The 23,727-nt window shown below is 71.7% G+C and carries 27 protein-coding genes; 21 read left to right on the forward strand and 6 right to left on the reverse strand.

The annotated features are described in order from the left end of the window. Positions 1-191: 191 nt before the first annotated feature. The 10 genes from hisD to ACLZOT_RS03575 all read left to right on the forward strand — a co-directional run bounded on the left by hisD (position 192) and on the right by ACLZOT_RS03575 (position 8,305). Positions 192-1,541: a histidinol dehydrogenase gene (gene hisD / locus ACLZOT_RS03530; protein ID WP_416967195.1), complete on the forward strand. Its 1,350-nt coding sequence runs from the start codon at positions 192-194 to the stop codon at positions 1,539-1,541. Then, positions 1,538-2,644 (forward strand): histidinol-phosphate transaminase, encoded by a 1,107-nt coding sequence (locus ACLZOT_RS03535; RefSeq protein WP_416967196.1) that lies wholly within the window; start codon positions 1,538-1,540, stop codon positions 2,642-2,644. The genes hisD and ACLZOT_RS03535 overlap by 4 nt, the downstream gene beginning before the upstream one ends. Beyond that, positions 2,641-3,234, forward strand: a complete 594-nt coding sequence (hisB, locus tag ACLZOT_RS03540) for an imidazoleglycerol-phosphate dehydratase HisB (RefSeq protein ID WP_416967197.1) — start codon at positions 2,641-2,643, stop codon at positions 3,232-3,234. The genes ACLZOT_RS03535 and hisB overlap by 4 nt, the downstream gene beginning before the upstream one ends. Next, positions 3,231-3,395, forward strand: coding sequence for a hypothetical protein (locus ACLZOT_RS03545; RefSeq protein ID WP_416967198.1), 165 nt, complete (start codon positions 3,231-3,233; stop codon positions 3,393-3,395). Before hisB ends, ACLZOT_RS03545 begins: the two co-directional genes overlap by 4 nt. Continuing rightward, positions 3,386-4,036, forward strand: a complete 651-nt coding sequence (gene hisH, locus ACLZOT_RS03550) for an imidazole glycerol phosphate synthase subunit HisH (protein ID WP_416967199.1) — start codon at positions 3,386-3,388, stop codon at positions 4,034-4,036. The genes ACLZOT_RS03545 and hisH overlap by 10 nt, the downstream gene beginning before the upstream one ends. After that, positions 4,033-4,758, forward strand: coding sequence for a bifunctional 1-(5-phosphoribosyl)-5-((5-phosphoribosylamino)methylideneamino)imidazole-4-carboxamide isomerase/phosphoribosylanthranilate isomerase PriA (gene priA, locus ACLZOT_RS03555; RefSeq protein WP_416967200.1), 726 nt, complete (start codon positions 4,033-4,035; stop codon positions 4,756-4,758). The genes hisH and priA overlap by 4 nt, the downstream gene beginning before the upstream one ends. After that, entirely contained in the window at positions 4,755-5,150 is a 396-nt protein-coding gene (locus ACLZOT_RS03560; protein WP_416967201.1) for a RidA family protein, read from the forward strand. The genes priA and ACLZOT_RS03560 overlap by 4 nt, the downstream gene beginning before the upstream one ends. Further along, positions 5,147-5,902 (forward strand): imidazole glycerol phosphate synthase subunit HisF, encoded by a 756-nt coding sequence (hisF, locus tag ACLZOT_RS03565; RefSeq protein WP_416967202.1) that lies wholly within the window; start codon positions 5,147-5,149, stop codon positions 5,900-5,902. The genes ACLZOT_RS03560 and hisF overlap by 4 nt, the downstream gene beginning before the upstream one ends. Positions 5,903-6,033: 131 nt before the next feature. Further along, entirely contained in the window at positions 6,034-6,624 is a 591-nt protein-coding gene (locus ACLZOT_RS03570) for a helix-turn-helix domain-containing protein (RefSeq protein WP_416967203.1), read from the forward strand. A 1-nt stretch (position 6,625) separates the two neighbouring features. Continuing rightward, entirely contained in the window at positions 6,626-8,305 is a 1,680-nt protein-coding gene (locus tag ACLZOT_RS03575; protein ID WP_416967204.1) for an MFS transporter, read from the forward strand. 316 nt (positions 8,306-8,621) lie between these two features. Here ACLZOT_RS03575 and ACLZOT_RS03580 read toward each other — a convergent pair whose 3' ends face one another. Beyond that, complete coding sequence (locus ACLZOT_RS03580; RefSeq protein WP_416967205.1) at positions 8,622-9,257, reverse strand: TIGR03085 family metal-binding protein; 636 nt, start codon at positions 9,255-9,257, stop codon at positions 8,622-8,624. A 74-nt stretch (positions 9,258-9,331) separates the two neighbouring features. Here ACLZOT_RS03580 and hisI point away from each other — a divergent pair, with 74 nt between their 5' ends. The 11 genes from hisI (at position 9,332) to lgt (ending at position 18,061) form a co-directional block, all read left to right on the forward strand. Further along, the gene (gene hisI / locus ACLZOT_RS03585) at positions 9,332-9,721 is read left to right on the forward strand and encodes a phosphoribosyl-AMP cyclohydrolase (RefSeq protein ID WP_416967206.1); all 390 of its coding nucleotides are present in this window, start codon (positions 9,332-9,334) and stop codon (positions 9,719-9,721) included. Between the two features lie 11 nt (positions 9,722-9,732). Then, a complete protein-coding gene (locus ACLZOT_RS03590; protein WP_416967207.1) occupies positions 9,733-11,226 on the forward strand; it encodes an anthranilate synthase component I in 1,494 nt (497 codons plus the stop codon). A gap of 56 nt (positions 11,227-11,282) precedes the next feature. Further along, entirely contained in the window at positions 11,283-11,930 is a 648-nt protein-coding gene (locus tag ACLZOT_RS03595; RefSeq protein WP_416967208.1) for a TIGR02234 family membrane protein, read from the forward strand. Between the two features lie 145 nt (positions 11,931-12,075). Beyond that, positions 12,076-12,327, forward strand: coding sequence for an HGxxPAAW family protein (locus ACLZOT_RS03600; protein WP_416967209.1), 252 nt, complete (start codon positions 12,076-12,078; stop codon positions 12,325-12,327). An 82-nt stretch (positions 12,328-12,409) separates the two neighbouring features. Next, positions 12,410-12,835: a DUF2752 domain-containing protein gene (locus tag ACLZOT_RS03605; protein WP_416967210.1), complete on the forward strand. Its 426-nt coding sequence runs from the start codon at positions 12,410-12,412 to the stop codon at positions 12,833-12,835. 116 nt (positions 12,836-12,951) lie between these two features. Further along, positions 12,952-13,761: an indole-3-glycerol phosphate synthase TrpC gene (trpC, locus tag ACLZOT_RS03610; protein ID WP_416967211.1), complete on the forward strand. Its 810-nt coding sequence runs from the start codon at positions 12,952-12,954 to the stop codon at positions 13,759-13,761. 21 nt (positions 13,762-13,782) lie between these two features. Continuing rightward, complete coding sequence (gene trpM / locus ACLZOT_RS03615; RefSeq protein WP_416967212.1) at positions 13,783-14,001, forward strand: tryptophan biosynthesis modulator TrpM; 219 nt, start codon at positions 13,783-13,785, stop codon at positions 13,999-14,001. A gap of 56 nt (positions 14,002-14,057) precedes the next feature. Then, the gene (trpB, locus tag ACLZOT_RS03620; protein ID WP_416967213.1) at positions 14,058-15,299 is read left to right on the forward strand and encodes a tryptophan synthase subunit beta; all 1,242 of its coding nucleotides are present in this window, start codon (positions 14,058-14,060) and stop codon (positions 15,297-15,299) included. Further along, entirely contained in the window at positions 15,296-16,114 is an 819-nt protein-coding gene (gene trpA, locus ACLZOT_RS03625) for a tryptophan synthase subunit alpha (RefSeq protein WP_416967214.1), read from the forward strand. The genes trpB and trpA overlap by 4 nt, the downstream gene beginning before the upstream one ends. Positions 16,115-16,241: 127 nt before the next feature. Further along, on the forward strand, positions 16,242-17,015 hold the full coding sequence (locus ACLZOT_RS03630; protein ID WP_416967215.1) for a DsbA family protein: 774 nt from the start codon (positions 16,242-16,244) through the stop codon (positions 17,013-17,015). Positions 17,016-17,131: 116 nt separating this feature from the next. After that, a complete protein-coding gene (gene lgt, locus ACLZOT_RS03635) occupies positions 17,132-18,061 on the forward strand; it encodes a prolipoprotein diacylglyceryl transferase (RefSeq protein WP_416967216.1) in 930 nt (309 codons plus the stop codon). A 60-nt stretch (positions 18,062-18,121) separates the two neighbouring features. Here the strand turns inward: lgt and ACLZOT_RS03640 are convergent, their stop codons facing one another. From ACLZOT_RS03640 to ACLZOT_RS03660, 5 genes are read right to left on the reverse strand one after another with little or no spacing between them, the layout of a single operon-like run. Continuing rightward, positions 18,122-18,937 carry an HpcH/HpaI aldolase/citrate lyase family protein gene (locus tag ACLZOT_RS03640; protein ID WP_416967217.1) on the reverse strand — a complete coding sequence of 272 codons (816 nt, stop codon included), beginning with the start codon at positions 18,935-18,937 and terminating at the stop codon, positions 18,122-18,124. Then, positions 18,934-20,124, reverse strand: a complete 1,191-nt coding sequence (locus tag ACLZOT_RS03645; protein ID WP_416967218.1) for a CaiB/BaiF CoA transferase family protein — start codon at positions 20,122-20,124, stop codon at positions 18,934-18,936. The genes ACLZOT_RS03640 and ACLZOT_RS03645 overlap by 4 nt, the downstream gene beginning before the upstream one ends. Beyond that, positions 20,121-21,014 (reverse strand): ribokinase, encoded by an 894-nt coding sequence (locus ACLZOT_RS03650; protein WP_416967219.1) that lies wholly within the window; start codon positions 21,012-21,014, stop codon positions 20,121-20,123. Before ACLZOT_RS03650 ends, ACLZOT_RS03645 begins: the two co-directional genes overlap by 4 nt. Further along, positions 21,011-22,570, reverse strand: coding sequence for an ADP-ribosylglycohydrolase family protein (locus ACLZOT_RS03655; RefSeq protein WP_416967220.1), 1,560 nt, complete (start codon positions 22,568-22,570; stop codon positions 21,011-21,013). Before ACLZOT_RS03655 ends, ACLZOT_RS03650 begins: the two co-directional genes overlap by 4 nt. Continuing rightward, complete coding sequence (locus ACLZOT_RS03660) at positions 22,558-23,724, reverse strand: ADP-ribosylglycohydrolase family protein (protein WP_416967221.1); 1,167 nt, start codon at positions 23,722-23,724, stop codon at positions 22,558-22,560. The genes ACLZOT_RS03655 and ACLZOT_RS03660 overlap by 13 nt, the downstream gene beginning before the upstream one ends. Positions 23,725-23,727: the final 3 nt, after the last annotated feature.

Raw genomic sequence — 23,727 nt, forward strand, 5'->3', positions numbered from 1 at the left:
CTTCCTCGTACATCTGTTCTCCTCGCACCTGTTCTGCCCACTGCGTGAGGCTTTGAACACTGAACGTGACATCGATCGGCGAAAGTTCCCAACCTGTCCGAATTCACTGCCACTCCGCGTGACGGGACGGTTCTGTATCAGCCATTGATACGCGCGGACGGTCCTCCAACCCGGTCTGCGAGAATTGGCCCGTGATCTCGCGAATCGATCTGCGCGGCGACGCCCTCCCCGAAGGGCCCGCCCTGCGCGACCTGCTGCCCCGAGCCGACTTCGACGTCGCGGCCGCCCTGGAGAAGGTGCGGCCCATCTGCGAGGCCGTGCATCATCGGGGCGACGCGGCGCTGATCGACTTCGCCGAGAAGTTCGACGGCGTACGCCTCACCTCCGTACGCGTCCCCGCCGAGGCGCTCACCGAGGCGCTGGCCGGTCTCGACCCCGCCGTCCGCGCGGCCCTGGAGGAGTCGATCCGGCGCACCCGCTTCGTCCACCGCGCGCAGCGCCGGGCGACGCACACGACTCAGGTCGTGCCCGGCGGGTTCGTGACCGAGAAGTGGGTGCCCGTCGACCGGGTCGGGCTGTACGCGCCCGGCGGGCGGTCCGTGTACCCGTCGTCCGTGATCATGAACGTCGTGCCCGCGCAGGAGGCCGGCGTCCCCTCGATCGCCCTCGCCTCCCCGGCGCAGGCCGAGTTCGGAGGGTTGCCGCACCCGACGATCCTCGCCGCGTGCGCGCTCCTCGGCGTCGACGAGGTGTACGCGGCCGGCGGCGCGACCGCCGTCGCGATGTTCGCGTACGGCACCGAGTCCTGCCCGCCCGCGAACATGGTCACCGGCCCCGGCAACATCTGGGTCGCCGCCGCCAAGCGGTACTTCACCGGCCGCATCGGCATCGACGCCGAGGCCGGGCCGACCGAGATCGCGATCCTCGCGGACGCCACCGCCGACCCGGTGCACGTCGCCGCCGACCTGATCAGCCAGGCCGAGCACGACCCGCTCGCCGCCGCCGTCCTGGTCACCGACTCCGCCGAACTCGCGGACGCCGTCGAGCGGGAACTCGTCCCCCAGGTCGCCGCCAGCAAGCACATCGACGACCGGATCGCCCCCGCGCTCGCGGGCCGGCAGTCCGCGATCGTCCTCGTCGACGGCGTCGAGGAGGGCCTGCGCGTCGTCGACGCGTACGGCGCCGAGCACCTGGAGATCCAGACGGCGGACGCCGCCGCCGTCGCGGACCGGGTGCGCAACGCGGGCGCGATCTTCGTCGGCCCCTGGGCGCCCGTCTCCCTGGGCGACTACGCGGCCGGCTCCAACCACGTCCTGCCCACCGGAGGCTGCGCCTGCCACTCCTCCGGCCTGTCCGTGCAGTCGTTCCTGCGCGGCATCCACATCGTCGACTACACGCGCGAGGCGCTCGCCGACGTCGCCCACCACGTGGTCACGCTCGCGGAGGCCGAGGACCTCCCGGCGCACGGCGCGGCGATCAAGGCGAGGTTTGTCGGAGACGAACAAATGTCGCGTGACTGGAAGGTCCCGGAGAGCAAGTGACAGGCATCGACGATCTCCCCGTACGGGACGAGCTGCGCGGCAAGTCCCCCTACGGAGCGCCCCAACTGGACGTCCCCGTACGGCTGAACACGAACGAGAACCCCTACCGGCTCCCCGAGGAACTGGTCGAGCGGATCGCCGAGCGCGTGCGCGAGGCCGCCCGCGACCTCAACCGCTACCCCGACCGCGACGCCGTCGAACTGCGCACCCAGCTCGCGAAGTACCTGACGGACACCACCGGGTACGAGGTGGCGCTCGCCGATGTGTGGGCCGCGAACGGCTCCAACGAAATCATCCAGCAGCTCCTCCAGACGTTCGGCGGGCCCGGCCGCAGTGCGATCGGCTTCGAGCCGTCGTACTCGATGCACGGCCTCATCGCGCGCGGGACGGGCACCGAGTGGATCACGGGCCCGCGCGCGGACGACTTCACGATCGACGTCGCCGACGCCACGCGCGCGATCGCGGAGCACCGGCCGGACGTCGTCTTCGTGACGACCCCCAACAACCCCACCGGCAACGCCGTCCCGAGCGAGACCGTCCTCGCACTGTACGAGGCCGCGCAGGCCGCGAAGCCGTCCATGGTGGTCGTCGACGAGGCGTACATCGAGTTCAGCCACGGCGACTCGCTGCTGCCCCTCCTGGCGGGCCGCCCGAACCTGGTGATCTCCCGGACGATGTCCAAGGCGTTCGGCGCCGCGGGGCTGCGCCTGGGCTACCTCGCCGCGCACCCGGCGGTCGTCGACGCCGTCCAGCTCGTCCGGCTTCCCTACCACCTCTCCGCGGTCACCCAGGCGACCGCGCTGGCCGCCCTGGAGCACACCGGGACGCTGCTGAAGTACGTCGAGCAGCTCAAGACGGAGCGCGACCGGCTGGTCGGCGAACTGCGGGCCATCGGCTACGAGGTGACCGAGTCCGACGCCAACTTCGTGCAGTTCGGCCGTTTCGACGACCCGCACGCCGCGTGGCGATTCATTCTGGACCGCGGCGTCCTGATCAGGGACAACGGGGTACCCGGTTTCCTCAGGGTGTCCGCCGGGACCCCCACCGAGAACGACGCGTTCCTCGACGCGGTCCGTGAACTCAAGAAGGAGCAGCGCGCATGAACCGCGTCGGCCGCATAGAACGCACCACCAAGGAGACGTCCGTCCTGGTCGAGATCGACCTCGACGGGACGGGCAGAACCGAGATCTCCACGGGCGTCGGCTTCTACGACCACATGCTCGACCAGCTCGGCCGGCACGGTCTGTTCGACCTGACCGTGAAGACCGAGGGCGACCTGCACATCGACTCGCACCACACGATCGAGGACACCGCCCTCGCGCTCGGCGCCGCCTTCAAGCAGGCGCTCGGCGACAAGGTCGGCATCTACCGCTTCGGCAACTGCACGGTCCCGCTGGACGAGTCCCTCGCGCAGGTGACCGTCGACCTGTCCGGCCGCCCGTACCTCGTGCACACCGAGCCCGAGAAGATGGCGCCGATGATCGGCGAGTACGACACGACGATGACCCGGCACATCCTGGAGTCCTTCGTCGCGCAGGCCCAGATCGCCCTGCACGTGCACGTGCCGTACGGCCGCAACGCGCACCACATCGTCGAGTGCCAGTTCAAGGCCCTCGCGCGGGCGCTGCGCTACGCCAGCGAGCACGACCCGCGCGCGGCGGGCATCCTTCCTTCCACGAAGGGCGCGCTGTGACCGGCCTGTCGACCATCCTGATCGTTGTCGGTCTGTTCCTGCTCGGCGGTGTCTATTCCTTCGCCAAGCAGGACATGCCGAAGAGCCTGATCGTGCTGCTCTCGATCAGTGCCGCGCTGTGCCTGGTCGCCGGCGTGCTGAGGCTGGAGGTGTGGAATTGAGCGGCTCTCCGAAGAAGGTCGTCGTCTTCGACTACGGCTTCGGCAACGTCCGGTCCGCCGAACGTGCCCTCGCGCGCGTGGGCGCCGACGTCGAGATAACGCGTGACTACGACAAGGCGATGAACGCCGACGGCCTCCTGGTGCCCGGCGTGGGCGCCTTCGCCGCCTGCATGAAGGGCCTCACGGCCGCGCGCGGCGACTGGATCGTCGGCCGCCGGCTGTCCGGCGGGTGCCCGGTGATGGGCATCTGCGTCGGCATGCAGATCCTCTTCGCGCGCGGCATCGAGCACGGCGTCGAGACCGAGGGCCTCGACGAGTGGCCCGGCACGGTCGAACCCCTCAAGGCCGACGTCGTCCCGCACATGGGCTGGAACACCGTGGACGCCCCTGTGGGCTCCGAACTCTTCGCCGGGGTCGAACCGGACGCCCGCTTCTACTTCGTGCACTCCTACGGCGTCCAGGACTGGTCCCTGGAGGTCCGCAACCCGGCCATCAGGGCCCCCAAGGTCGCCTGGACCACCCACGGCACGCCGTTCGTCGCCGCCGTCGAGAACGGCGCCCTGTGGGCGACGCAGTTCCACCCCGAGAAGTCCGGCGACGCCGGAGCCCAGCTCCTCACCAACTGGATCGGAACACTGTGACCAAGCTCGAACTCCTTCCCGCCGTCGACGTCCGCGACGGCCAGGCCGTCCGCCTCGTGCACGGCGAGTCCGGGACCGAGACGTCCTACGGCTCCCCTCTGGAGGCCGCCCTCGCCTGGCAGCGCGCGGGCGCGGAGTGGCTGCACCTCGTCGACCTGGACGCCGCGTTCGGCACCGGTGACAACCGGAAGCTCATCGCCGAGGTCGCCGGCGCGATGGACATCAAGGTCGAGCTGTCCGGCGGCATCCGGGACGACGACACGCTGGCCGCCGCCCTCGCGACCGGCTGCACGCGCGTGAACCTCGGCACGGCCGCCCTGGAGACGCCCGAGTGGGTCGCCAAGGTCATCGCCGAGCACGGCGACAAGATCGCCGTCGGGCTCGACGTACGCGGCACCACCCTGCGCGGGCGCGGGTGGACGCGTGACGGGGGTGACCTGTACGAGACGCTGGAGCGGCTGAACGCCGAGGGGTGCGCGCGGTACGTCGTCACCGACATCGCCAAGGACGGCACCCTCCAGGGGCCCAACCTGGAGCTGCTGCGCGGCGTGTGCGCCGCCACCGACCGGCCCGTCGTCGCCTCCGGCGGCGTGTCGTCCCTCGACGACCTGCGCGCGATCGCGGAACTCGTCCCCCTCGGCGTCGAGGGCTCCATCGTCGGCAAGGCCCTGTACGCGAAGGCGTTCACCCTCGAAGAGGCGCTGGCGGCGGTGTCGTCATGACATCCGTACGGCGGGTGCAGAGCGGCAGCCCCTGGGAGGAGCCCTTCGGCTTCTCCCGTGCCGTCCAGGCCGGCGACCGTGTTCTGGTGGGCGGCACGACCGCCTTCAAGGGCAGTGTCCTGCACGGCGAGGGCGACCCCTACGAGCAGGCCAGGACGGCGTTCGCGAACGCTTTGGAGGCCATCGCCGAGTTCGGCCTCGGGCCGGAGGCGGTCGTCCGTACGCGCCTGTACCTCACGCACGCGCGGGACGTCGACGAGGTCGGGCGCGCGCACAAGGAGCTCTTCGACGCGGTGCGCCCGGTGAACACGATCGTCGTGGTGACCGGGTTCGTCGACCCGCGCATCCTCGTCGAGGTCGAGCTCGAAGCGTTCTCGGGAGCCACGTCATGACCCTCGCCGTACGCGTCATCCCCTGCCTCGACGTCGACAACGGGCGCGTCGTCAAGGGCGTCAACTTCCAGAACCTGCGCGACGCGGGCGACCCCGTCGAGATGGCCAAGGTGTACGACGCCGAGGGCGCCGACGAGCTGACGTTCCTCGACATCACCGCGTCCTCCGGGAACCGGGAGACCACCTACGACGTGGTGCGGCGCACCGCCGAGCAGGTGTTCATCCCGCTGACCGTCGGCGGTGGCGTGCGCGCGCCCGAGGACGTCGACAAGCTCCTGCGCGCGGGCGCGGACAAGGTGGGCGTCAACACGGCCGCTATCGCCCGTCCCGAGCTGATCCGGGAGATCGCCGAGCGGTTCGGGAGCCAGGTGCTCGTGCTGTCCGTGGACGCGCGGCGCACCGAGTCCGGGTCGTTCGAGGTGACCACGCACGGCGGGCGCCGGGGCACCGGCATCGACGCCGTCGAGTGGGCCCACCGGGCCGCCGAGCTGGGCGCCGGGGAGATCCTGCTCAACTCGATGGACGCGGACGGGACGAAGGACGGCTACGACATCGAGATGATCGAGGCCGTCCGGGGGCACGTGTCCGTGCCGCTGATCGCCTCCGGGGGCGCCGGGAAGCTCGGGGACTTCGCGCCGGCCGTCGGGGCGGGCGCGGACGCCGTGCTGGCCGCGTCGGTGTTCCACTTCGGGGATCTGCGGATCGGGGAAGTGAAGCAGGCGCTGCGGGAGGCCGGGCGGCCGGTTCGGTGAGGTCGCTTCTTCAGGGCGCTGATGTAAGCCCCGTTCGCCATGGCGGGCGGGGCTTACCTGTGGGGTGATGCGAAAGAGAAGTTTCGCAAAATATGTTGCGCACTTTTTCTTTCGTATCTAGCCTGAGTGGCATGACAGGGCAGGAGAGGGACCGGCGGATCACCGACGTGGGCACGCTCAAGGCGCTCGCGCACCCGCTGCGGTCCGCGTTGTACCGGGGGCTCACCATCGCGCGCGTGGCGACCGCCTCGCAGCTCGCCGAACAGGTCGACGAGGCCGTCTCCCTCGTCAGCTACCACCTGCGCAAACTCGCCGAGCACGGGCTCATCGAGGAAGCCGAGCCGCAGAGCGCGGACGGGCGTGAGCGGTGGTGGCAGCGGACCTCCGACGGGCTGCGCGTCCACGACGCGGACTTCCGGGACGCGCCCGAGAAGGCCGCCGCGCACACCGCCGCGAGCCGGCTCTTCTTCGAACAGCGCGCGCAGATGTACCGGCGCTTCCTCGGCGAACGCGCGCACTGGAGCGCCGAGTGGAACGCCGCCGCCGAGTCCTCCGAGACCAACCTCCGCCTCACCGCGCCCGAACTCGCCGAGCTGAACCGGGAGATGCTGGCTCTGCTGCGGCGCTACGACGAACAGGGGCGGGCCGCCGAGGCCGCGGGCGGGGCGGAGGGGCGGGAGAACGTCCAGGTCCATACGTACGCGTTTCCGTTCCGGTTCTGAGGTGGGGGGCTTCGCGCGCGGGCGGGGTGCTCGGCGGGGCGGGTCCGGGGAAGGGGGCTCTTCGCGCGGGCGTGCGGCTCATGGGGCTGGTTCCGAGGGGCGGGGCTCCGGGGAGGGGCGGGGTGCTCATCGGGATCCGAACGTTCTGCGGTGGCTTGCCGGGTTCACGTTGTCCGGGATGGGCGACAACGTGTACTACGTCGCGCTCTCCTGGGCCGCCGTGCAGGCCGGGACGCCTGTCCAGGCCGGGTTCGTGACCGTCGCCGGGGCGCTGCCCCGGGCCGTGCTGATGCTGGGCGGGGGTGTTCTCGCGGACCGGTACGGGGCTCGGCGGGTCGTCCTCGCCAGTACCGGGGTGCGGTGCGCTCTCGTGCTGGCCGCTGCCGCCCTGGTGTTCGCCACCGGACCCGGGCTCTGGGGCCTCGGCCTGGTCGCCGTGTTCTTCGGGGTCGTCGACGCCGCGTTCCTGCCCGCCGCGGGGGCCCTGCCGGCGCTCATAGCCGCGCCGGGGCAGTTCGGCAGGGTCCAGGGGCTTCGGGGGCTCTCCACGCGGCTGGCGAACGTTCTGGGCGGTCCCTTGGGCGGGCTGGGGGTCGCGGTGGGGGGTACGGCGGGGGCGTTCGGGGCGGCGGCGCTGCTGATCGGGGTGTCGTGGCCGGTGCTGGGGGCGGTTCGGGTGCGGGCGGGGGTGGAGGCAGGGGGGTTGGAGGGGGGTGGGTGTGAGGTGTGTGCGCGGGGTGGGGTGGCTGCTGGTGCAGGCGCGCGAGGTGGGGCGGGTTCGGTTTCTGGCGCCTGCGCGCGGAGTGGGGTGGGGGCGGCTTCTGATGCGTGCACGCGGGGCAGGACGGGGGTGGCCGCTGACGCGGGTGTGCGGGGTGAGGTGGGTTCGGTTCCTGACGCGTGCGCGTCGGGTGGCGTGGTTTTGGCTCTTGACGTGTGCGCGCCGGGCGGAGAGGGCGTGTCGGGTGCCGCAGGAGGCGAGGGGGTGGGGTGCGTGCGCGGGGTGCCGGTCGTTTCCGGGGCTCCCGCGCGTGAGGTGGTTCGTTCGGGTGGGTGGGGTGTCTGGTGGCGTGGCGTGGTCGGGGAGCTGGTGGACGGGGTGCGGTACGTGCGGCGGGACCGGGTGCTCTCGGCGCTCGTCCTCGCCATCACGCTCAGCGATCTGGGGTTCGTGGGGCCGATGAACCTCGGGCTGACGCTGCTCGCCGGGGAGCGGGGGTGGGGGGCCTCCGGGCTGGGGCTCGTCCTCGCCGGGTTCGGAGTGGGGGCCGGTGCGGTCTCCCTCCTGCTCGCCTGGCGGGGGCGGGTTCCGCGCGCGGGGCGGGTCCTCGCGGGCGCGACCGTCGGCGGCGCCCTCGCCATCGCCGCCCTCGCGCGCGTGCCGTCCGTCGCCGGCGCGGTCGGTGTCGCCCTGTGCGTCGGGCTGCTCGCCGGGCTCGGCGGGGCGCTCGCCGGAACGCTGGTGCAGGCCCGCGCGGGGGCCGCCTACATCGGCCGCGTCACCGCCGTATCGACCCTCATCGGCTACGGCGTCGCACCACTGACCTTTCCCGTCGTCGGCTGGGCGGTCGCCCTCTGGGGCACCGGCCCGGTCTTCACGGCCTGCGCGACCCTGAACGGGCTGAGCGCGGTGGTGGTGCTGGGGGTGAAGGGCCTGCGGAGGGCCGAGCTGCCGGGGTGAGGGGGCCTGCGCGGGCGCGGGACACAGGGGGGCTCCTCGGCATGCTGACCCGCGGTGTTGGGCCTGCGCGCGGGTGGGGGCGGGGCCACCATGTCGTCGGGCCCGCGCGGGGCGGTGGGCTGCTCGGTGTCGTCGGGGCCAGTGCTCAGGCTGCTCATTCCGCGCGGGGGCACGGGGCATGGGGCCCTACGCTCCGTTCCCTCTCGTCGAAGCGGCTCATCCCGCGCGCGCGGGCACAGGGCATGCGGGTCCCGGACGGCGGTGATCAAGGGGCGGCGCTCAGCCTCACGCGTGGGGGCGTTTCTCTGGGCGGCCCTCAGATGCCCAATTGCTTGTCCGAGCGGAGTTTTTCGATCGCCTCCTTGTCGCCCTCCAGGTCCACCTGGGCTGTGGACTGGCGGCCGAAGACGAACATCAGGAGTTCGGAGGGGTCGGCGGTGGCGGTGACCACGGGGGTGCCGCGGTGGGCGACGGCTGTGCGGCCGTCGGGGCGGCGCAGGACCAGGCCCGTGGGGGAGGAGCGGGACACCAGGCGGGCGGTGCGTTCGAGGCGGGACCAGAGGGCGTCCTGGAAGACGGGGTCCAGGGCGCGGGGCGTCCAGTCGGGCTGGGCGCGGCGGACGTCTTCCGTGTGGACGTAGAACTCGACCGTGTTGGCGGCCTCGTCGAGTTGCTTGAGGGCGAAGGGCGAGAAGCGCGGCGGGCCGGTGCGGATGAGGTGGATGAGCTCCTCGTACGGCTTCGCGGCGTATTCGTCCATCACCTTGTCCAGGCGGGACGCGAGTTGCTTGATGAGGGTGCCGCCCGCCGCGTCGGGACGGCGTTCGCGCACCACCACGTGCGCGGCGAGATCGCGGGTCCGCCAGCCCTCGCAGAGCGTCGGGGCGTCCGGACCGCAGGTCTCCAAGAGGTCGGCGAGGAGGAGCCGTTCACGCTTGGCGAAGGTCGACATGCCGCCAGCCTACGACCGCCGCGGACGTCCGCACAGTGGACACCGGACCGTCACTGTCAGTGGCAGGCGGCACAATGGCAGGCATGACCAGCACGACCGGCGACCCCCGGCCCAGCAGCCTCGATCCCGAGATCGCGGCCCGCCTCAAGCGCAGCCCCGACGGCCTCGTCCCCGCCATCGCCCAGCAGTTCGACACCGGCGAGGTGCTGATGCTGGGCTGGATGGACGACGAGGCGCTGCACAGGACGCTGACGACCGGCAGGTGCACGTACTGGTCGCGCAGCCGCAGCGAGTACTGGGTGAAGGGCGACACCTCGGGCCACTTCCAGTGGGTGAAGTCGGTGGCGCTGGACTGCGACGCGGACACGCTGCTCGTGAAGGTCGACCAGGTCGGCGCCGCCTGCCACACGGGCGCGCGCACCTGCTTCGACAAGGATGTGCTCCCGATCGCCTCAGGTCAGTAGGGTCGGCCGCCATGGACCTCGACACGTTCCGCAAGCTGGCCGTCGACCGGCGGGTCATCCCGGTCACCCGCAAGCTCCTCGCCGACGGCGACACCCCGGTCGCGCTCTACCGCAAGCTCGCCGCCGAGCGCTCCGGCACGTTCCTGCTGGAGTCCGCGGAGAACGGCCGGTCCTGGGCGCGGTACTCGTTCGTGGGCGTCCGCAGCGCCGCCACCCTCACGGCCCGCGACGGCCAGGCGCACTGGCTGGGCACACCCCCCGTGGGCGTCCCCGTCGACGGCGACCCCCTCGCGGCCCTGAGGGCGACGATCGAGACGCTGCACACCCCGCACACGCAGGACCTCCCGCCGTTCACCGGCGGCATGGTCGGCTACCTGGGCTACGACATCGTCCGCCGCCTGGAGAAGGTCGGCCCCGGCGAGCGCGACGACCTCCGGCTGCCCGAGCTGACGATGCTCCTCACCAGCGACCTCGCGGTGATGGACCACTGGGAGGGCTCGGTCCTCCTGATCGCCAACGCGATCAACCACAACGACCTCGACACGGGCGTCGACGAGGCGTACGCGGACGCGGTCGCGCGGCTCGACGCGATGGAGGCGGACCTCTCGCGCGCGGTCGCCCAGCCGCCCGCCGTCCTGCCGCCCTCGGAGCTGCCCGAGTACACGGCCCTGTGGGGCGGCCCCGACTTCATGGACGCCGTCGAGGACATCAAGGAGCGCATCCGCGCGGGCGAGGCGTTCCAGGTCGTGCCCTCGCAGCGGTTCGAGACGCCGTGCACGGCGAGCGCGCTGGACGTCTACCGCGTCCTGCGGGCCACCAACCCGTCGCCGTACATGTACCTGTTCCGGTTCGACGGGTTCGACGTCGTCGGCTCGTCCCCCGAGGCGCTCGTCAAGGTCGAGGACGGGCACGCGATGGTCCACCCCATCGCCGGGACCCGGCACCGAGGGGCGACCCCGCAGGAGGACCAGGCCCTCGCTGATGAGCTGCTCGCCGACCCCAAGGAGCGCGCCGAGCACCTGATGCTCGTCGACCTCGGGCGCAACGACCTGGGGCGCGTGTGCGAGCCCGGTTCGGTGGAGGTCGTCGACTTCATGTCCGTCGAGCGGTACTCCCACGTGATGCACATCGTGTCCACGGTCACCGGGCGCGTCGCCCCCGGCCGTACCGCCTTCGACGTCCTGACCGCCTGCTTCCCCGCGGGCACCCTCTCGGGCGCCCCGAAGCCCCGCGCGATGCAGATCATCGACGAACTGGAGCCCTCCCGGCGCGGGCTGTACGGCGGCTGCGTCGGCTACCTCGACTTCGCGGGCGACTCCGACACGGCCATCGCGATCCGGACGGCCCTGCTGCGCGACGGCACCGCGTACGTCCAGGCGGGCGCGGGCATCGTCGCCGACTCCGACCCCGTCGCCGAGGACCAGGAGTGCCGCAACAAGGCGGCGGCGGTCCTGCGCGCGGTCCACACGGCGAACCGGCTCGGCCGGCAGACGGGAGCGCGGTAGGGCGAGTGCGCCGGAAATGAACCCCGGGTGACGGAACGCCCGGGGTTCAGGCGATAGTGGGGTACGTGACTGCTGTGCCTCACCCCCGTCCCGAAGCCGGACCCGCGCGCTCCGGCCGCCGTAGCCTCGCCCTCACCCTGCTCAGCGGGGCGCTCGGCGCGGCCGTCGCGCTGCTGGCGACCCGGCAGCGCTGGTCGGAGGGGACCGCGTCGGTCGCGGGCGGCGCCTTCCGGCTCACCGCGAAGGGCAGCGACGTCACGGGCGTGCCCGCGGCGCTCGCGATAGTGGGCCTCGCCGCGCTCGTCGCCGTCTTCGCGGTCCGCAGAGCGGGCCGCCTCGCCGTCTCCGCCGTCCTCGCGCTCTCCGGCGCCGGGATCCTCTTCGCGGCCCTCTCCGGCGCGAACGACAGCTCCGCGCTCGACGAACAGGCCGCGAAGGCGTCCGGCGACACGTCCGCGACGGTCGCCGCGCTCTCCCACACGGCCTGGCCGTACGTCGCCGCGGCGGGCGGCGCGCTGCTGCTGCTCGCCGGGCTCCTCGCCCTGCGCTACGGCCGTCTGTGGCCCGGGATGTCGGGCCGGTACGAGCGCGACGGCACGCCGCGGCCCCGCCGTACGGTCAAGCCGGTGGACCCGGACCGGCCGGAGGACATGTGGAAGGCGCTGGACCGGGGCGAGGACCCCACCGGGGCGGATCCGGCCTGAGAGCCTGGGGACCGCCGGGGCGGTCCCGTTGTGGTGAATCGGGCGTGGCCGGGGGCCACCCCGGCGTCCCGCGCACGCGCGCGTGCGGGACAATGAGCGTGAGCGTCCGGGTCGGGCGCCACCTGGACAGCATGAGGAGCAAGTCATGGCGGGCAGCAGCCACGGTCACACTTTGGCCGCTTGGACCGGTGCAACCATCTGTTTCATCGGGTTCTGCGTCGCGGGCGCGTTCATGGTGATGGCGGAGCCGCTGGGCTTCTGGGCCGGCATGGTGATCGCGGTCCTCGGCGGCGGCGTCGGCCTGGTCATGAAGGGCATGGGCCTCGGCCAGCCCAAGGGCTTCCGCGACTTCCCCGACCACGTCACGTACGGCACCCCGGCCAAGGCCGACAGCTGAGACGGCTCTTCGGAGCGGCTTTCCCGACGACGGCCCGGCGCGAGAGCGTTCCGGGCCGTCGTCGTGCGTGCACAATGCGAACATGACGAAGGCCGACGCACAGGAGACCGGTACGCCCCTCGCCCGCCTCGCCGTCCCCGCCGGGATCATGGCGGCCGTCGTGGGCGCGTTCGGATACGTCGCGACCGTCGACCCCAACGAACCGGGCCACTACCCCGTCTGCCCGCTCTTCCAGATCACCGGCGTGTACTGCCCCGGCTGCGGCGGCCTGCGCAGCGCGCACGCCTTCGCGCACGGGGACGTCCTGGCCGCCCTCCAGGACAACGCCGCCGCGGTCGTCGCCTATGTGGGGTTCGCCGTCGTGTGGACTGTCTGGGTGGTCCGTACGGTGCGGGGACGGCCCGCGCGGGTGGTGCTCGGGACCGCGCACCTGTGGGCGATCGGCGCGTTCCTGCTGGTCTTCACGGTTGTCCGGAACCTGCCGGTCGGTGGCTGGCTACGTCCTTGATCATCAAGGGAATGTCCAGGTAGTGGGACCGGCGGCGGGCTGATGCGAGCCATGTCCGATACGGCGGATACCATCGCAGTCAAGGAAATGTCACCGCCCGGAAGGGGGCCGCTCGCGTGAGTGTGCTCGACGAGATCATCGACGGAGTCCGTGCCGACCTCGCGGAGCGGCAGGCGCGCGTCAGCCTCGACGAGCTGAAGGAGCGCGCGGCCAAGGCTCCGGCGGCCAAGGACGGCGTCGCCGCCCTCAGGGGTGACGGCGTCAAGGTCATCTGCGAGGTCAAGCGCTCCAGCCCCTCCAAGGGCGCGCTGGCCGCGATCGCCGACCCGGCGGGCCTCGCCGCCGACTACGAGGCGGGCGGCGCCGCCGCGATCTCCGTCCTCACCGAACAGCGCCGCTTCGGCGGCTCCCTGGCCGACCTGGACGCCGTCCGCGCGCGCGTGGACATCCCCGTCCTGCGCAAGGACTTCATCGTCACCTCGTACCAGCTGTGGGAGGCCCGCGCGCACGGCGCGGACATCGCGCTGCTGATCGTCGCCGCCCTCGACCAGCCCGCTCTGGAGTCCCTCATCGAGCGCGCCGAGTCCATCGGCCTCACGGCGCTCGTCGAGGTCCACGACGAGGACGAGGTCGAGCGTGCGGTCGCCGCGGGCGCGAAGGTCATCGGCGTCAACGCCCGCAACCTCAAGACCCTTGAGGTCGACCGCTCCACGTTCGAGCGCGTCGCCCCCGAGATCCCCGACCACATCGTCAAGATCGCCGAGTCCGGCGTCCGGGGCCCCCACGACCTCATCGCGTACGCCAACGCGGGCGCCGACGCCGTACTCGTCGGCGAGTCCCTCGTCACCGGCAAGGACCCGAAGACGGCGGTCGCGGACCTGGTCGCGGCGGGCGAGCACCCGGCGATCCGCAACAGCCGCGGCTGATCACCCGTTAGGCTTACGGCGATGACTCCCACTCCGGCCTCCCAGGAACGGCACGCACGCCTCGCGCGCGGGTGCCGTCCGCGGGGCTGCCGCGCGCCCGCGCGCAAGGTGCACGGCCGGAGGGTGCGGTACGTCATCGGAGACGAGCCGGGACAGGTCAACGGCCGTCGATGGCAGCGCCCCTCCAGGGGCGCGGGGAACTGCGCGATCAGCCACACATGGCCCGCAGTCGACAACTGATCCCTGCCCCCACGGCGAATAGTGTCTTTTCCACGCACTCACCGTGAGGTTTCCGCATGCCCAGCGAGTTCTTCATTCCCGACCCCGAAGGTCAAGTCCCCACCCCTGAGGGGTACTTCGGGGCCTTCGGCGGCAAGTTCATCCCCGAGGCCCTCGTCGCCGCGGTCGACGAGGTCGCCGTCGAGTACGACAAGGCCAAGCACGACCCGGAGTTCGCCCGCGAACTCGACGACCTCCTGGTCAACTACACCGGCCGCCCCAGCTCCCTCACGGAGGTGCCCCGCTTCGCGGAGCACGCGGGTGGCGCCCGGATCTTCCTCAAGCGCGAGGACCTCAACCACACCGGCTCCCACAAGATCAACAACGTCCTCGGCCAGGCCCTGCTGACCAAGCGCATGGGCAAGACCAGGGTCATCGCGGAGACCGGCGCCGGCCAGCACGGCGTCGCGACGGCCACCGCGTGCGCGCTGTTCGGCCTCGACTGCACGATCTACATGGGCGAGATCGACACCCAGCGCCAGGCGCTGAACGTCGCGCGCATGCGCATGCTCGGCGCCGAGGTCATCGCCGTGAAGTCCGGCAGCCGCACGCTGAAGGACGCGATCAACGAGGCGTTCCGCGACTGGGTCGCCAACGTCGACCGCACGCACTACCTGTTCGGCACGGTCGCGGGCCCGCACCCGTTCCCGGCGATGGTCCGCGACTTCCACCGCGTCATCGGCGTCGAGGCCCGCCGCCAGATCCTGGAGCGCGCGGGCCGCCTCCCCGACGCGGCGATCGCCTGCGTCGGCGGCGGCTCCAACGCGATCGGCCTCTTCCACGCCTTCATCCCCGACAGCGGCGTACGCCTCATCGGCTGCGAGCCGGCGGGCCACGGCGTCGAGACGGGCGAGCACGCGGCGACCCTGACGGCCGGGGAGCCCGGCATCCTGCACGGCTCGCGGTCGTACGTCCTCCAGGACGACGAGGGGCAGATCACCGAGCCGTACTCGATCTCGGCGGGGCTCGACTACCCCGGCATCGGGCCCGAGCACTCCTACCTCAAGGACAGCGGGCGCGGCGAGTACCGCGCAGTCACCGACGACGCGGCGATGCAGGCCCTGCGCCTGCTCTCGCGCACCGAGGGCATCATCCCGGCCATCGAGTCGGCACACGCCCTCGCGGGCGCGCTGGAGGTCGGTCAGGAGCTGGGCACGGACGGGCTGATCATCGTCAACCTGTCCGGGCGCGGCGACAAGGACATGGACACGGCGGCTCGCTACTTCGGCCTGTACGACACCGAGGGGGACTCCAAGTGAGCGGGAACATCCAACTGTTGAGTGACACCCTCGCCGCCGCGAAGGCCGAGAACCGGTCCGCGCTGATCGCCTACCTCCCGGCCGGTTTCCCGACCGTGGACGGCGGCATCGACGCCATCAAGGCCGTCTTCGACGGTGGCGCGGACGTCGTCGAGGTGGGGCTCCCGCACAGCGACCCGGTGCTCGACGGGCCGGTCATCCAGACCGCCGACGACATCGCCCTGCGCGGGGGCGTACGGATCGCGGACGTCATGCGGACGGTCCGTGAGGCGTACGAGGCGACCGGCAAGCCGGTGCTCGTCATGACGTACTGGAACCCCATCGACCGCTACGGCGTCGAGCGGTTCACCGCCGAACTCGCCCAGGCGGGCGGCGCGGGGTGCATCCTGCCCGACCTGCCCGTCCAGGAGGCCGGGCTGTGGAGGGAGCACGCGGCCAAGCACGGGCTCGCGACGGTCTTCGTCGTCGCGCCCAGCAGCAGGGACGCGCGGCTCGCGGAGATCACGGCGGCCGGCAGCGGGTTCGTGTACGCCGCCTCGCTGATGGGCGTGACGGGGACGCGCGAGTCGGTCGGCGCGCAGGCGCAGGACCTGGTCGAGCGGACCCGGGCGACCCGGGACGACCTGCCCGTCTGTGTCGGCCTCGGGGTGTCGAACGCCGAGCAGGCCGCCGAGGTGGCCGTCTTCGCGGACGGCGTGATCGTCGGGTCGGCGTTCGTGAAGCGGATGCTGGACGCGCCGGACGCGGCGGCCGGGATCGAGGCCGTGCGGGAGCTGGCGGCCGACCTGGCGAAGGGTGTGCGCCGGACGGCGTAGCGCCTGGAATGCCCGGTAAGGCCGCGTATGGGGCTTCTGTTCGGGCGTAACGGGTGAATCGGTCACTCGATCGAGTGGTCCTGGGACGGGGGAGGCGCACTGCGTCTCCCCCGTTCGTTTGCGGGGTGTGAGCGAGAAGAATCGAGTGGGAAAGCTGTCGGCGCGGGAGCGGCTGGCGGTCGAGCGTGAGAAGCAGAAGTCCGCGGAGAAGCGGCGCAAGGTGCTGATCGTCGGGGCGAGCATCGTCGCCGTGCTGGGGATCGCGGCGGGCATCGGGGTCGTCGCGGCCAACGCCGGCAAGGACGGCGGGGACAGCGCCGGGCCGGTCGTCGCGCCGTCCGGGGCCAACGGGAAGGATGCGCTGGCCATCCCCGTCGGCAAGGAGAGCGCCAAGTCGACGCTGACGGTGTGGGAGGACTTCCGGTGCCCCGCCTGCAAGTCCTTCGAGACGGCGTACCGCTCGGTGATCCACGAGCTGACCGGGGCGGGCAAGCTCAAGGTCGAGTACCACCTGGCCACGCTCATCGACGGGAACCTGCGCGGCAGCGGCTCCCGCAAGGCGGCCAACGCGGCGGCCTGCGCGCAGGACGTCGGCAAGTTCCCGGCGTACCACGACGTCCTGTACGAGAACCAGCCGCAGGAGACCGTCGACGCGTACGCCAAGGAGGCCAAGCTGATCGAGCTGGCCGGGAAGGTGGACGGGCTGGACACGCCGGCGTTCCGGGTGTGCGTGGAGAACGGGACGCACAACGCGTGGGTGAAGAAGTCCGCCGAGGCGTTCAGCAGCGGGGGGTTCGGGGGGACGCCGACCGTGCTGTTCAACGGGAAGAACATCTACCAGGACCAGTCGATGACCCCGGCGAAGCTGAAGCAGATGGTCGAGGACGCGGACAAGGGGTGAGGCATGGGTCGACAGGGGATCGACAGGAGTTCCCCCGCGTTTGACCCGCCCGTTATGCAGCCGTTGCCGGGCCGCCCGCCGTCGGTCCGGTCCGGCAGGGTAGCGTCGACCCTGCCATGGAACTTGCCTACATTCCCAGCCCGTCGCACGGGGTCTACCACCTCGGACCCATTCCGCTGCGCGGCTACGCGTTCTGCATCATCGTCGGCGTCTTCGTCGCGGTCTGGCTCGGCAACAAGCGGTGGCTTGCGCGGGGCGGCCAGGCGGGGACCATCGCCGACATCGCCGTCTGGGCGGTGCCGTTCGGGCTCGTCGGGGGGCGGCTGTACCACGTCATCACCGACTACGAGCTGTACTTCAGCGAGGGCCGGGACTGGGTCGACTCCTTCAAGGTCTGGGAGGGCGGCCTCGGGATCTGGGGGGCCATCGCGCTCGGCGCGGTCGGGGCGTGGATCGGATGCCGACGGCGGGGGATCCCGTTGCCCGCGTACGCCGACGCCATCGCTCCGGGCATCGCGCTCGCGCAGGCCGTCGGGCGCTGGGGGAACTGGTTCAACCAGGAGCTGTACGGGAAGGCGACGGACCTTCCGTGGGCCCTGCACATCACGTCCTCCGCGGACGGCCGTGTGCCGGGGTACTACCACCCCACCTTCCTGTACGAGTCCCTGTGGTGCGTCGGCGTCGCGCTCCTCGTCATCTGGGCGGACCGGCGCTTCACCCTCGGGCACGGGCGGGCGTTCGCCCTCTACGTCGCCGCGTACTGTGTCGGCCGGTTCTGGATCGAGTACCTCCGCGTCGACGACGCGCACCACGTCCTGGGCCTGCGCCTCAACAACTGGACCGCGCTGGTCGTGTTCCTCCTCGCGGTGGCCTACCTGGTGATCTCCGCGAAGAAGAAGCCCGGCCGCGAAGAGGTCGTCGAGCCGGGGGCACTGGAGGAGAAGGCCGAGGCGGACGCCGAGTCGGGGGAGACCGACGAGGCCGAGAAGGCCGACGACTCTGCGAAGGCTGACGCCGAGAGCGAGTCGGCGAGCAAGAAGAGCTAGCCGGTTCTACGACGGTGAGGGCGCCCAGGGTTTCCCGGGCGCCCTTCGTCGTCGTGGATGTCAGCGGGCGACCAGGGACAGGGTTCTGCGGGCCGCCTCCAGGATCGCTCTGTCGATGAACGTGCCGTCGGGGAGGGCTTGGGCTCCCTCGGTCGCTTCTGCCGCCTTGATGACCGACTCCGCCTTCTCGATCTCCTCCTGGGTGGGGAGGTAGGACTGCTCGATGACCGGGAGCTGGCGGGGGTGGATGGCCGCTCGGCCCAGGAAGCCCAGGGCCCGGCCCTGGGCGCTGGTGGTGGCCAAGGTGGTGAGGTCGCGGGTGTCGGGGTGGATCGATTGGGGTGGGGGCGGGAGAGAGGCGGCTCGGGCGGCGAGGATCGTGCGGGAGCGGGGATAGGCCAGGGCTTCGTCCGAGGTGGTGTTCAGGTCCGCTTTGAGGTCCGCTTCGCCCAGGGCGAGTCCTGCCAGGGCGGGGTGCGCGGTGGCGATGGCGTACGCGTTCTCGACGGCCAGGGCCGATTCCAGGAGGGCGTACAGAGGGATCTCGCGGGACAGCAGGTGCGTTGTCGCTGCGATGTCCTGGGGGGTGGTGACTTTGGGGAGGCGCAGGGCCGTGACGCCGGGGAGGGGGGAGAGGGCCGTGAGGTCGGTCCGGGACCAAGGGGTGTCCGGGGCGTTCACGCGGACGTGGATCCGGTGGGGGTGGGGGTCCGCGAGGCGTTCCGCTGTCGCCGCTCGGGCGTACTCCTTGCGGTCGGGGGAGACCGCGTCCTCCAGGTCGATGATGACGACGTCGGCGCCGGCGGACAGGGCCTTGGTGACGACTTCGGGGCGGTCGCCGGGGACGTAGAGCCAGGTCAGGGGGAACGTCCTCATACGGCGCCCTGTTCGCGGAGGGCGGCCGACTCCTGTGCGGTGAGGCCGAGTTCACGGAGGATCGCGTCCGTGTCGGCGCCGTGCGGGCGGCCGGTCCAGCGGATCGCGCCGGGGGTCGCGGAGAGGCGGAAGAGGACGTTCTGCATGAGGAGGGGACCCAGGTCGGGGTCGTCGACGCGGGTGAGGGTGCCCAGCGCCTCGTACTGCGGATCGTGGACCACGTCCCGGACGTCCTGGACGGGGGCGATCGCCGCCTGCGCCTTCTCGAAGGCGGTCAGGACCTCGTCGCGGGGGCGGGCCGCGATCCAGCGGGCGACCGCCTCGTCGAGGACGTCCGCGTGGGCCGCGCGCTGGGCGCCCGTCGCGAACCAGAGTTCGTCGATCAGGTCGGGGCGGCCGACCAGGCGCATCACGCGTTCCGCGACGGACTGGGCCGAGGTGGAGACGGCGACCCAGGTGCCGTCGGCCGTGCGGTACGTGTTGCGGGGCGCGTTGTTCGCGGAGCGGTTGCCGGTGCGCTGCTGGACGTGGCCCAGCTGGTCGTACCAGGTCGGCTGCGGGCCCAGGACCGTGAGGATGGGCTCGATGATCGCCATGTCGACGACCTGGCCCTCGCCGGTGCGGTCCCGGGCGGACAGGGCCGTCATCACCGCGTACGCCGTCGCCAGACCCGCGATCGAGTCGGCGAGGCCGAACGGCGGGAGCGTCGGGGGTCCGTCCGGCTCGCCGGTGACGGCGGCGAAACCGCTCAGCGCCTCCGCGAGGGTGCCGAAGCCGGGGCGGTGCGAGGCGGGGCCGAACTGGCCGAACGCGGTGACGCGGGTGAGGATCAACCGGGGGTTCACGGCGTGGAGTTCGTCCCAGCCGAGGTCCCACCGCTCCAGGGTGCCGGGGCGGAAGTTCTCGATGACCACGTCCGCCGTCCTTGCGAGCCGCAGGAGCGTCGAACGGCCGCCGGGTGTCGACAGGTCGAGGGTCATCGTGCGCTTGCCCCGGCCCAGGACCTTCCACCACAGGCCGACCCCGTTCTTCGACGGGCCGTGGCCCCGGGACGGGTCCGGCTTCGCCGGGTGCTCGACCTTGATGACCTCCGCGCCGAAGTCACCCAGAAGGGTGGCGGCCAGCGGGCCCGCGAAGAGGGTGGCCAGGTCCAGGACCCGTAGGCCCTGCAAGGGAGTTGACGTCATACGGCGTAACGCTCCTCGATCTCCTGGCGGTACGGCATCGACGCGGACGCGCCCGGGCGCTCCACCGACAGGGACGCCGCCGCCGTCGCCCAGCGGAGGGACTCGGGCAGGGGGCGTTCCTCGCCGAGGGCTGTCGCCAGGGCGCCGACGAACGTGTCCCCGGCGGCAGTTGAATCGACCGGGGTCGTCGGCGGGGGCGGGACCGTGATCGGGTCGGCGGTCCGGGAGACGTACAGGACTCCCGCCGCGCCCAGCGTGACGATCACCTCCGGGACCTGGGTGAGGAGGTGGCGGGCCGCGGCCAGGGGGTCCGTGCGGTCCGTGAGGGTGATCGCCTCGTACTCGCCCGCCACCAACAGGTCGGTGGCCGCGAGGAGTTCGGGCGGGAGGGGGCGGGCCGGGGACGGGGTGAGGATCGTGCGGACGCCGTGCGCCTTCGCCGCCTGCGCTCCCGCGATCACCGCCGGCAGCGGGATCTCCAGCTGGAGCAGCAGCGTGTCCGCCGAGGCGATCAACGTCTCGTCGCCCGGGGCGAGATGGTCGACCGTGCCGTTCGCGCCCGGGATGACGACGATCGCGCTGCCGCCGTCCGCGTCCACGGTGATGTGGGCCGTGCCGGACACCGTGTCCATCGTGCGGAGGTGGTCCGTGTTCACGCCCGCCGTGTCCAACGCCGTGCGCAGGTGCGGGCCGTGGGGGTCCGTGCCCACCGCGCCGATCATCGAGACCGCCGCGCCCGCCCTCGACGCGGCGATCGCCTGGTTCGCGCCCTTCCCTCCGGGGGTGGTGCGCAGGTCCCGGCCCGGCACCGTCTCGCCGGGGCGCGGGGGGTGGTCCACGTACGTGACCAGGTCCATGTTCGTGCTGCCCAGTACGACGATGTGGGTCATGGGCGGGTCGCCTCCACGTGGGTGAGGTGGGCGAGGGTGTCGAAGCCGGTGCCGTCGAAGTCGGCGATCGTCGTGGACAGGCGGTTCTTCAAGGGGGTCGTCCAGTGGGGTGGGGGTGGGCCGGTGAGGAGGGCGGCGATGCTGCCCGCTGTCGCGCCGTTGGAGTCCGTGTCCCAGCCTCCCGATACCGTGCGGCAGATGGACGCCGTGAAGTCGCCGTCGGCGTGGGTGAGGGCGGCTGCGATCAACGCGGTGTTCGGGATCGCGTGGACCCAGTGGTAGTGGCCGTGGGTCGCGTGGAGTTCGTCCACGATCCTGTCGAAGTCCCGTTCCGTTCGGGCCAGTTGGATGGCGCCCGTAACTGCCTTGTGCAGGCGGGACGTTGCGGGGATCACCCGCAGGGCTGTGCTGAGGCAGGTGTGGATGTCGTGCGTGCCTGTCGCTGCCGTCGCGATCGTCGCCGCGATGTACATCGCCGCGTAGACGCCGTTCGCCGTGTGCGTCAACGTGGCGTCCCTGTACGCCTGTTCTGCCGCCGCCTCCGGGTTTCCCGGGTTCGTCCAGCCGTGTACGTCCGCTCGGATCATCGCGCCGATCCACTCCCTGAACGGGTTGTTGTGGTGGGCCGTTCTCGGGGGGTCGATGCCGGTCAGGAGGTTGCGGTAGGCGATGCGTTCCGCGGTGAACGTGCGGCCCGCCGGGAGTTCGTCCAGCCACAGCCTCGCCACGTCGTCCGTCGTGAAGTTCCTGCCGTGGCGTTGGAGGAGGAGCAGGTTCAGGAGGGGGTAGTTCAGGTCGTCGTCCTCCGGCATGCCGTCGATGTTCTCGGCGAGGGAGGTCGTGGCCGAGCGGCGGTTCCAAGGGTGTTGGGCGAGGAGGGAGTCGGGGACGCCCTTCGCTGTGAAGTAGGTGGTCAGGGGCCAGTTGCCGGTGGACTTGGCCAGGGCTCGGATGGCGTGGAGGGGGAGTTTCTCGACGGGTTTGCCGAGGACACAGCCGACGGCTCTGCCGAGCCAGGCGGATTCGTAGGTTCGGGGGGTGGGGGGTGGTGTGGGGTTCGGTGCGGGTTGGTGGGTGGCTGGGGTGGGGGCGTTGTCGCTTGCCCGCGCTTGCGGGGTGCCGCTGCGCCCACCCGTGCCGCCCCATGGGGGTACCTCCCAGGCCCTTCGGGCACTGGGGGAGGCACGACTGCCCGCAGCTGGGGCGAGGGGGGAGGGCGGGTGCGGGTCCGCTGTGGTGCGGCTGCTCGCAGCTGGGTGAGCTGGGTGCGGGTGGTCGTCGCGTGTCCATGTGGCTTGGATCGCGTGCCAGGCCGTCGGTTCTGCTGTTGCCAACTTGCTTGGCTGGGATGCCAGTTCTGCCAGGAGCGTCGTTGCCACGTTGCGTAGGTGGGGTGGCGGTTGAGTGGGGGAGGCGCCTGCTCTTTCGGGGGCTTCTCTGCCGCCCGCGCTGTGCCAGCGGGCCGCGATGTCCCTCGTGTCTCTGCCGTCTTCCCTTGCCTGGCGGAGTTCGTGGCCCAGGAGGTCCTCCGGCTGGAGCCAGGTCAGGCGGAGCACAGGTGGGCTCCCAGGGCCGTGAAGGCTGACTCGTGGGTTCTGCGGCGGTCCATGTCCTTGACGAAGACTTCCCGTGTTACCTCCGCCAGGGTTTCCGCCGGTTCCCAGAGGTCCAACTTGCTTGCTTCTGATACCTCGTTGGACCACTCGGGTGGGGGTGCCGAGCCCAGTGCGCCAGCCAGGGCGCCGGTCATCGTCGCGATCGAGTCGCAGTCTCTGCCGTAGTTGACGGCGCCGAGGACTCCTTGTTCGTAGTCGCCGTTCGTGATCAGCAACATGGCCAGGGCGATGGGGAGTTCCTCGATCGCGTGGAGGCGGGAGGGGCGGCGGGCGTTGAGGGAAGGGGTGCGGTAGTCGGGGCCTACCGTGTCGTAGGGGGTGATCGTTTCTCGGAGGGGGGCCAGGGCTGATTCCGGGTCTGTGTGGTGTGCTGCCGTTTCCGCTACTTTCTCGATCGCCGTTCTTGTGCCGTCTTTTGCCAGGCTCAGGCAGGTCGTGATGACCGAGGTCGGGGTCGCGTCCGGGGTGCAGGCCGCTGCCACCGCCGCCGCGAAGACGCCCGCCGCCTCGCGGCCGTACGACGACTGGTGGGCGCCGGTGATGTCCAGGGCCTCGTTGTACGCGGCTCGGGGGTTGGCCGCGTTGATCAGGCCGACCGGGGTCATGTACATCGCCGCGCCGCAGTTGACGATGTTGCCGACGCCTGCTTCCCGGGGGTCCGCGTGGGCGTAGTGGAGGCGGGTGGCGAGCCATTTCTCCGCGAGGAAGAGGCGGTGCAGGAGGAGGGTCTCCGATTCGAGTTCCGGGATCCAGCGGGGGGTTGTCATCAGGTCCGGGACCAGGTGGTCGGCGATCGCGTGGGCGTCCAGGTGGTCGCGGACCTTCGCGTAGACCCGGATCAGGGCGTGCGTCATCAGGGTGTCGTCCGTGATGTGGCCGTTTCCCTTGTGGTACGGGGCGATCGGGCGGGCCGTACGCCAGTCGTCGCCGTTCCAGGGGCCCACGATGCCGGTGATCCTGCCGCCGTGGCGGGCGAGGATCTGGGCGGGGGAGTAGCCCTCGACCGGGCCGCCGAGTGCGTCGCCCACCGCCGCGCCCACCAGGGCGGCGGTGATGCGGTCCTCCAGGGGTGTTTGGGAGGTTTTGTCTGACATGGG

Source organism: Streptomyces sp. 4F14, from assembly GCF_048159485.1.
Lineage (GTDB): Bacteria > Actinomycetota > Actinomycetes > Streptomycetales > Streptomycetaceae > Streptomyces.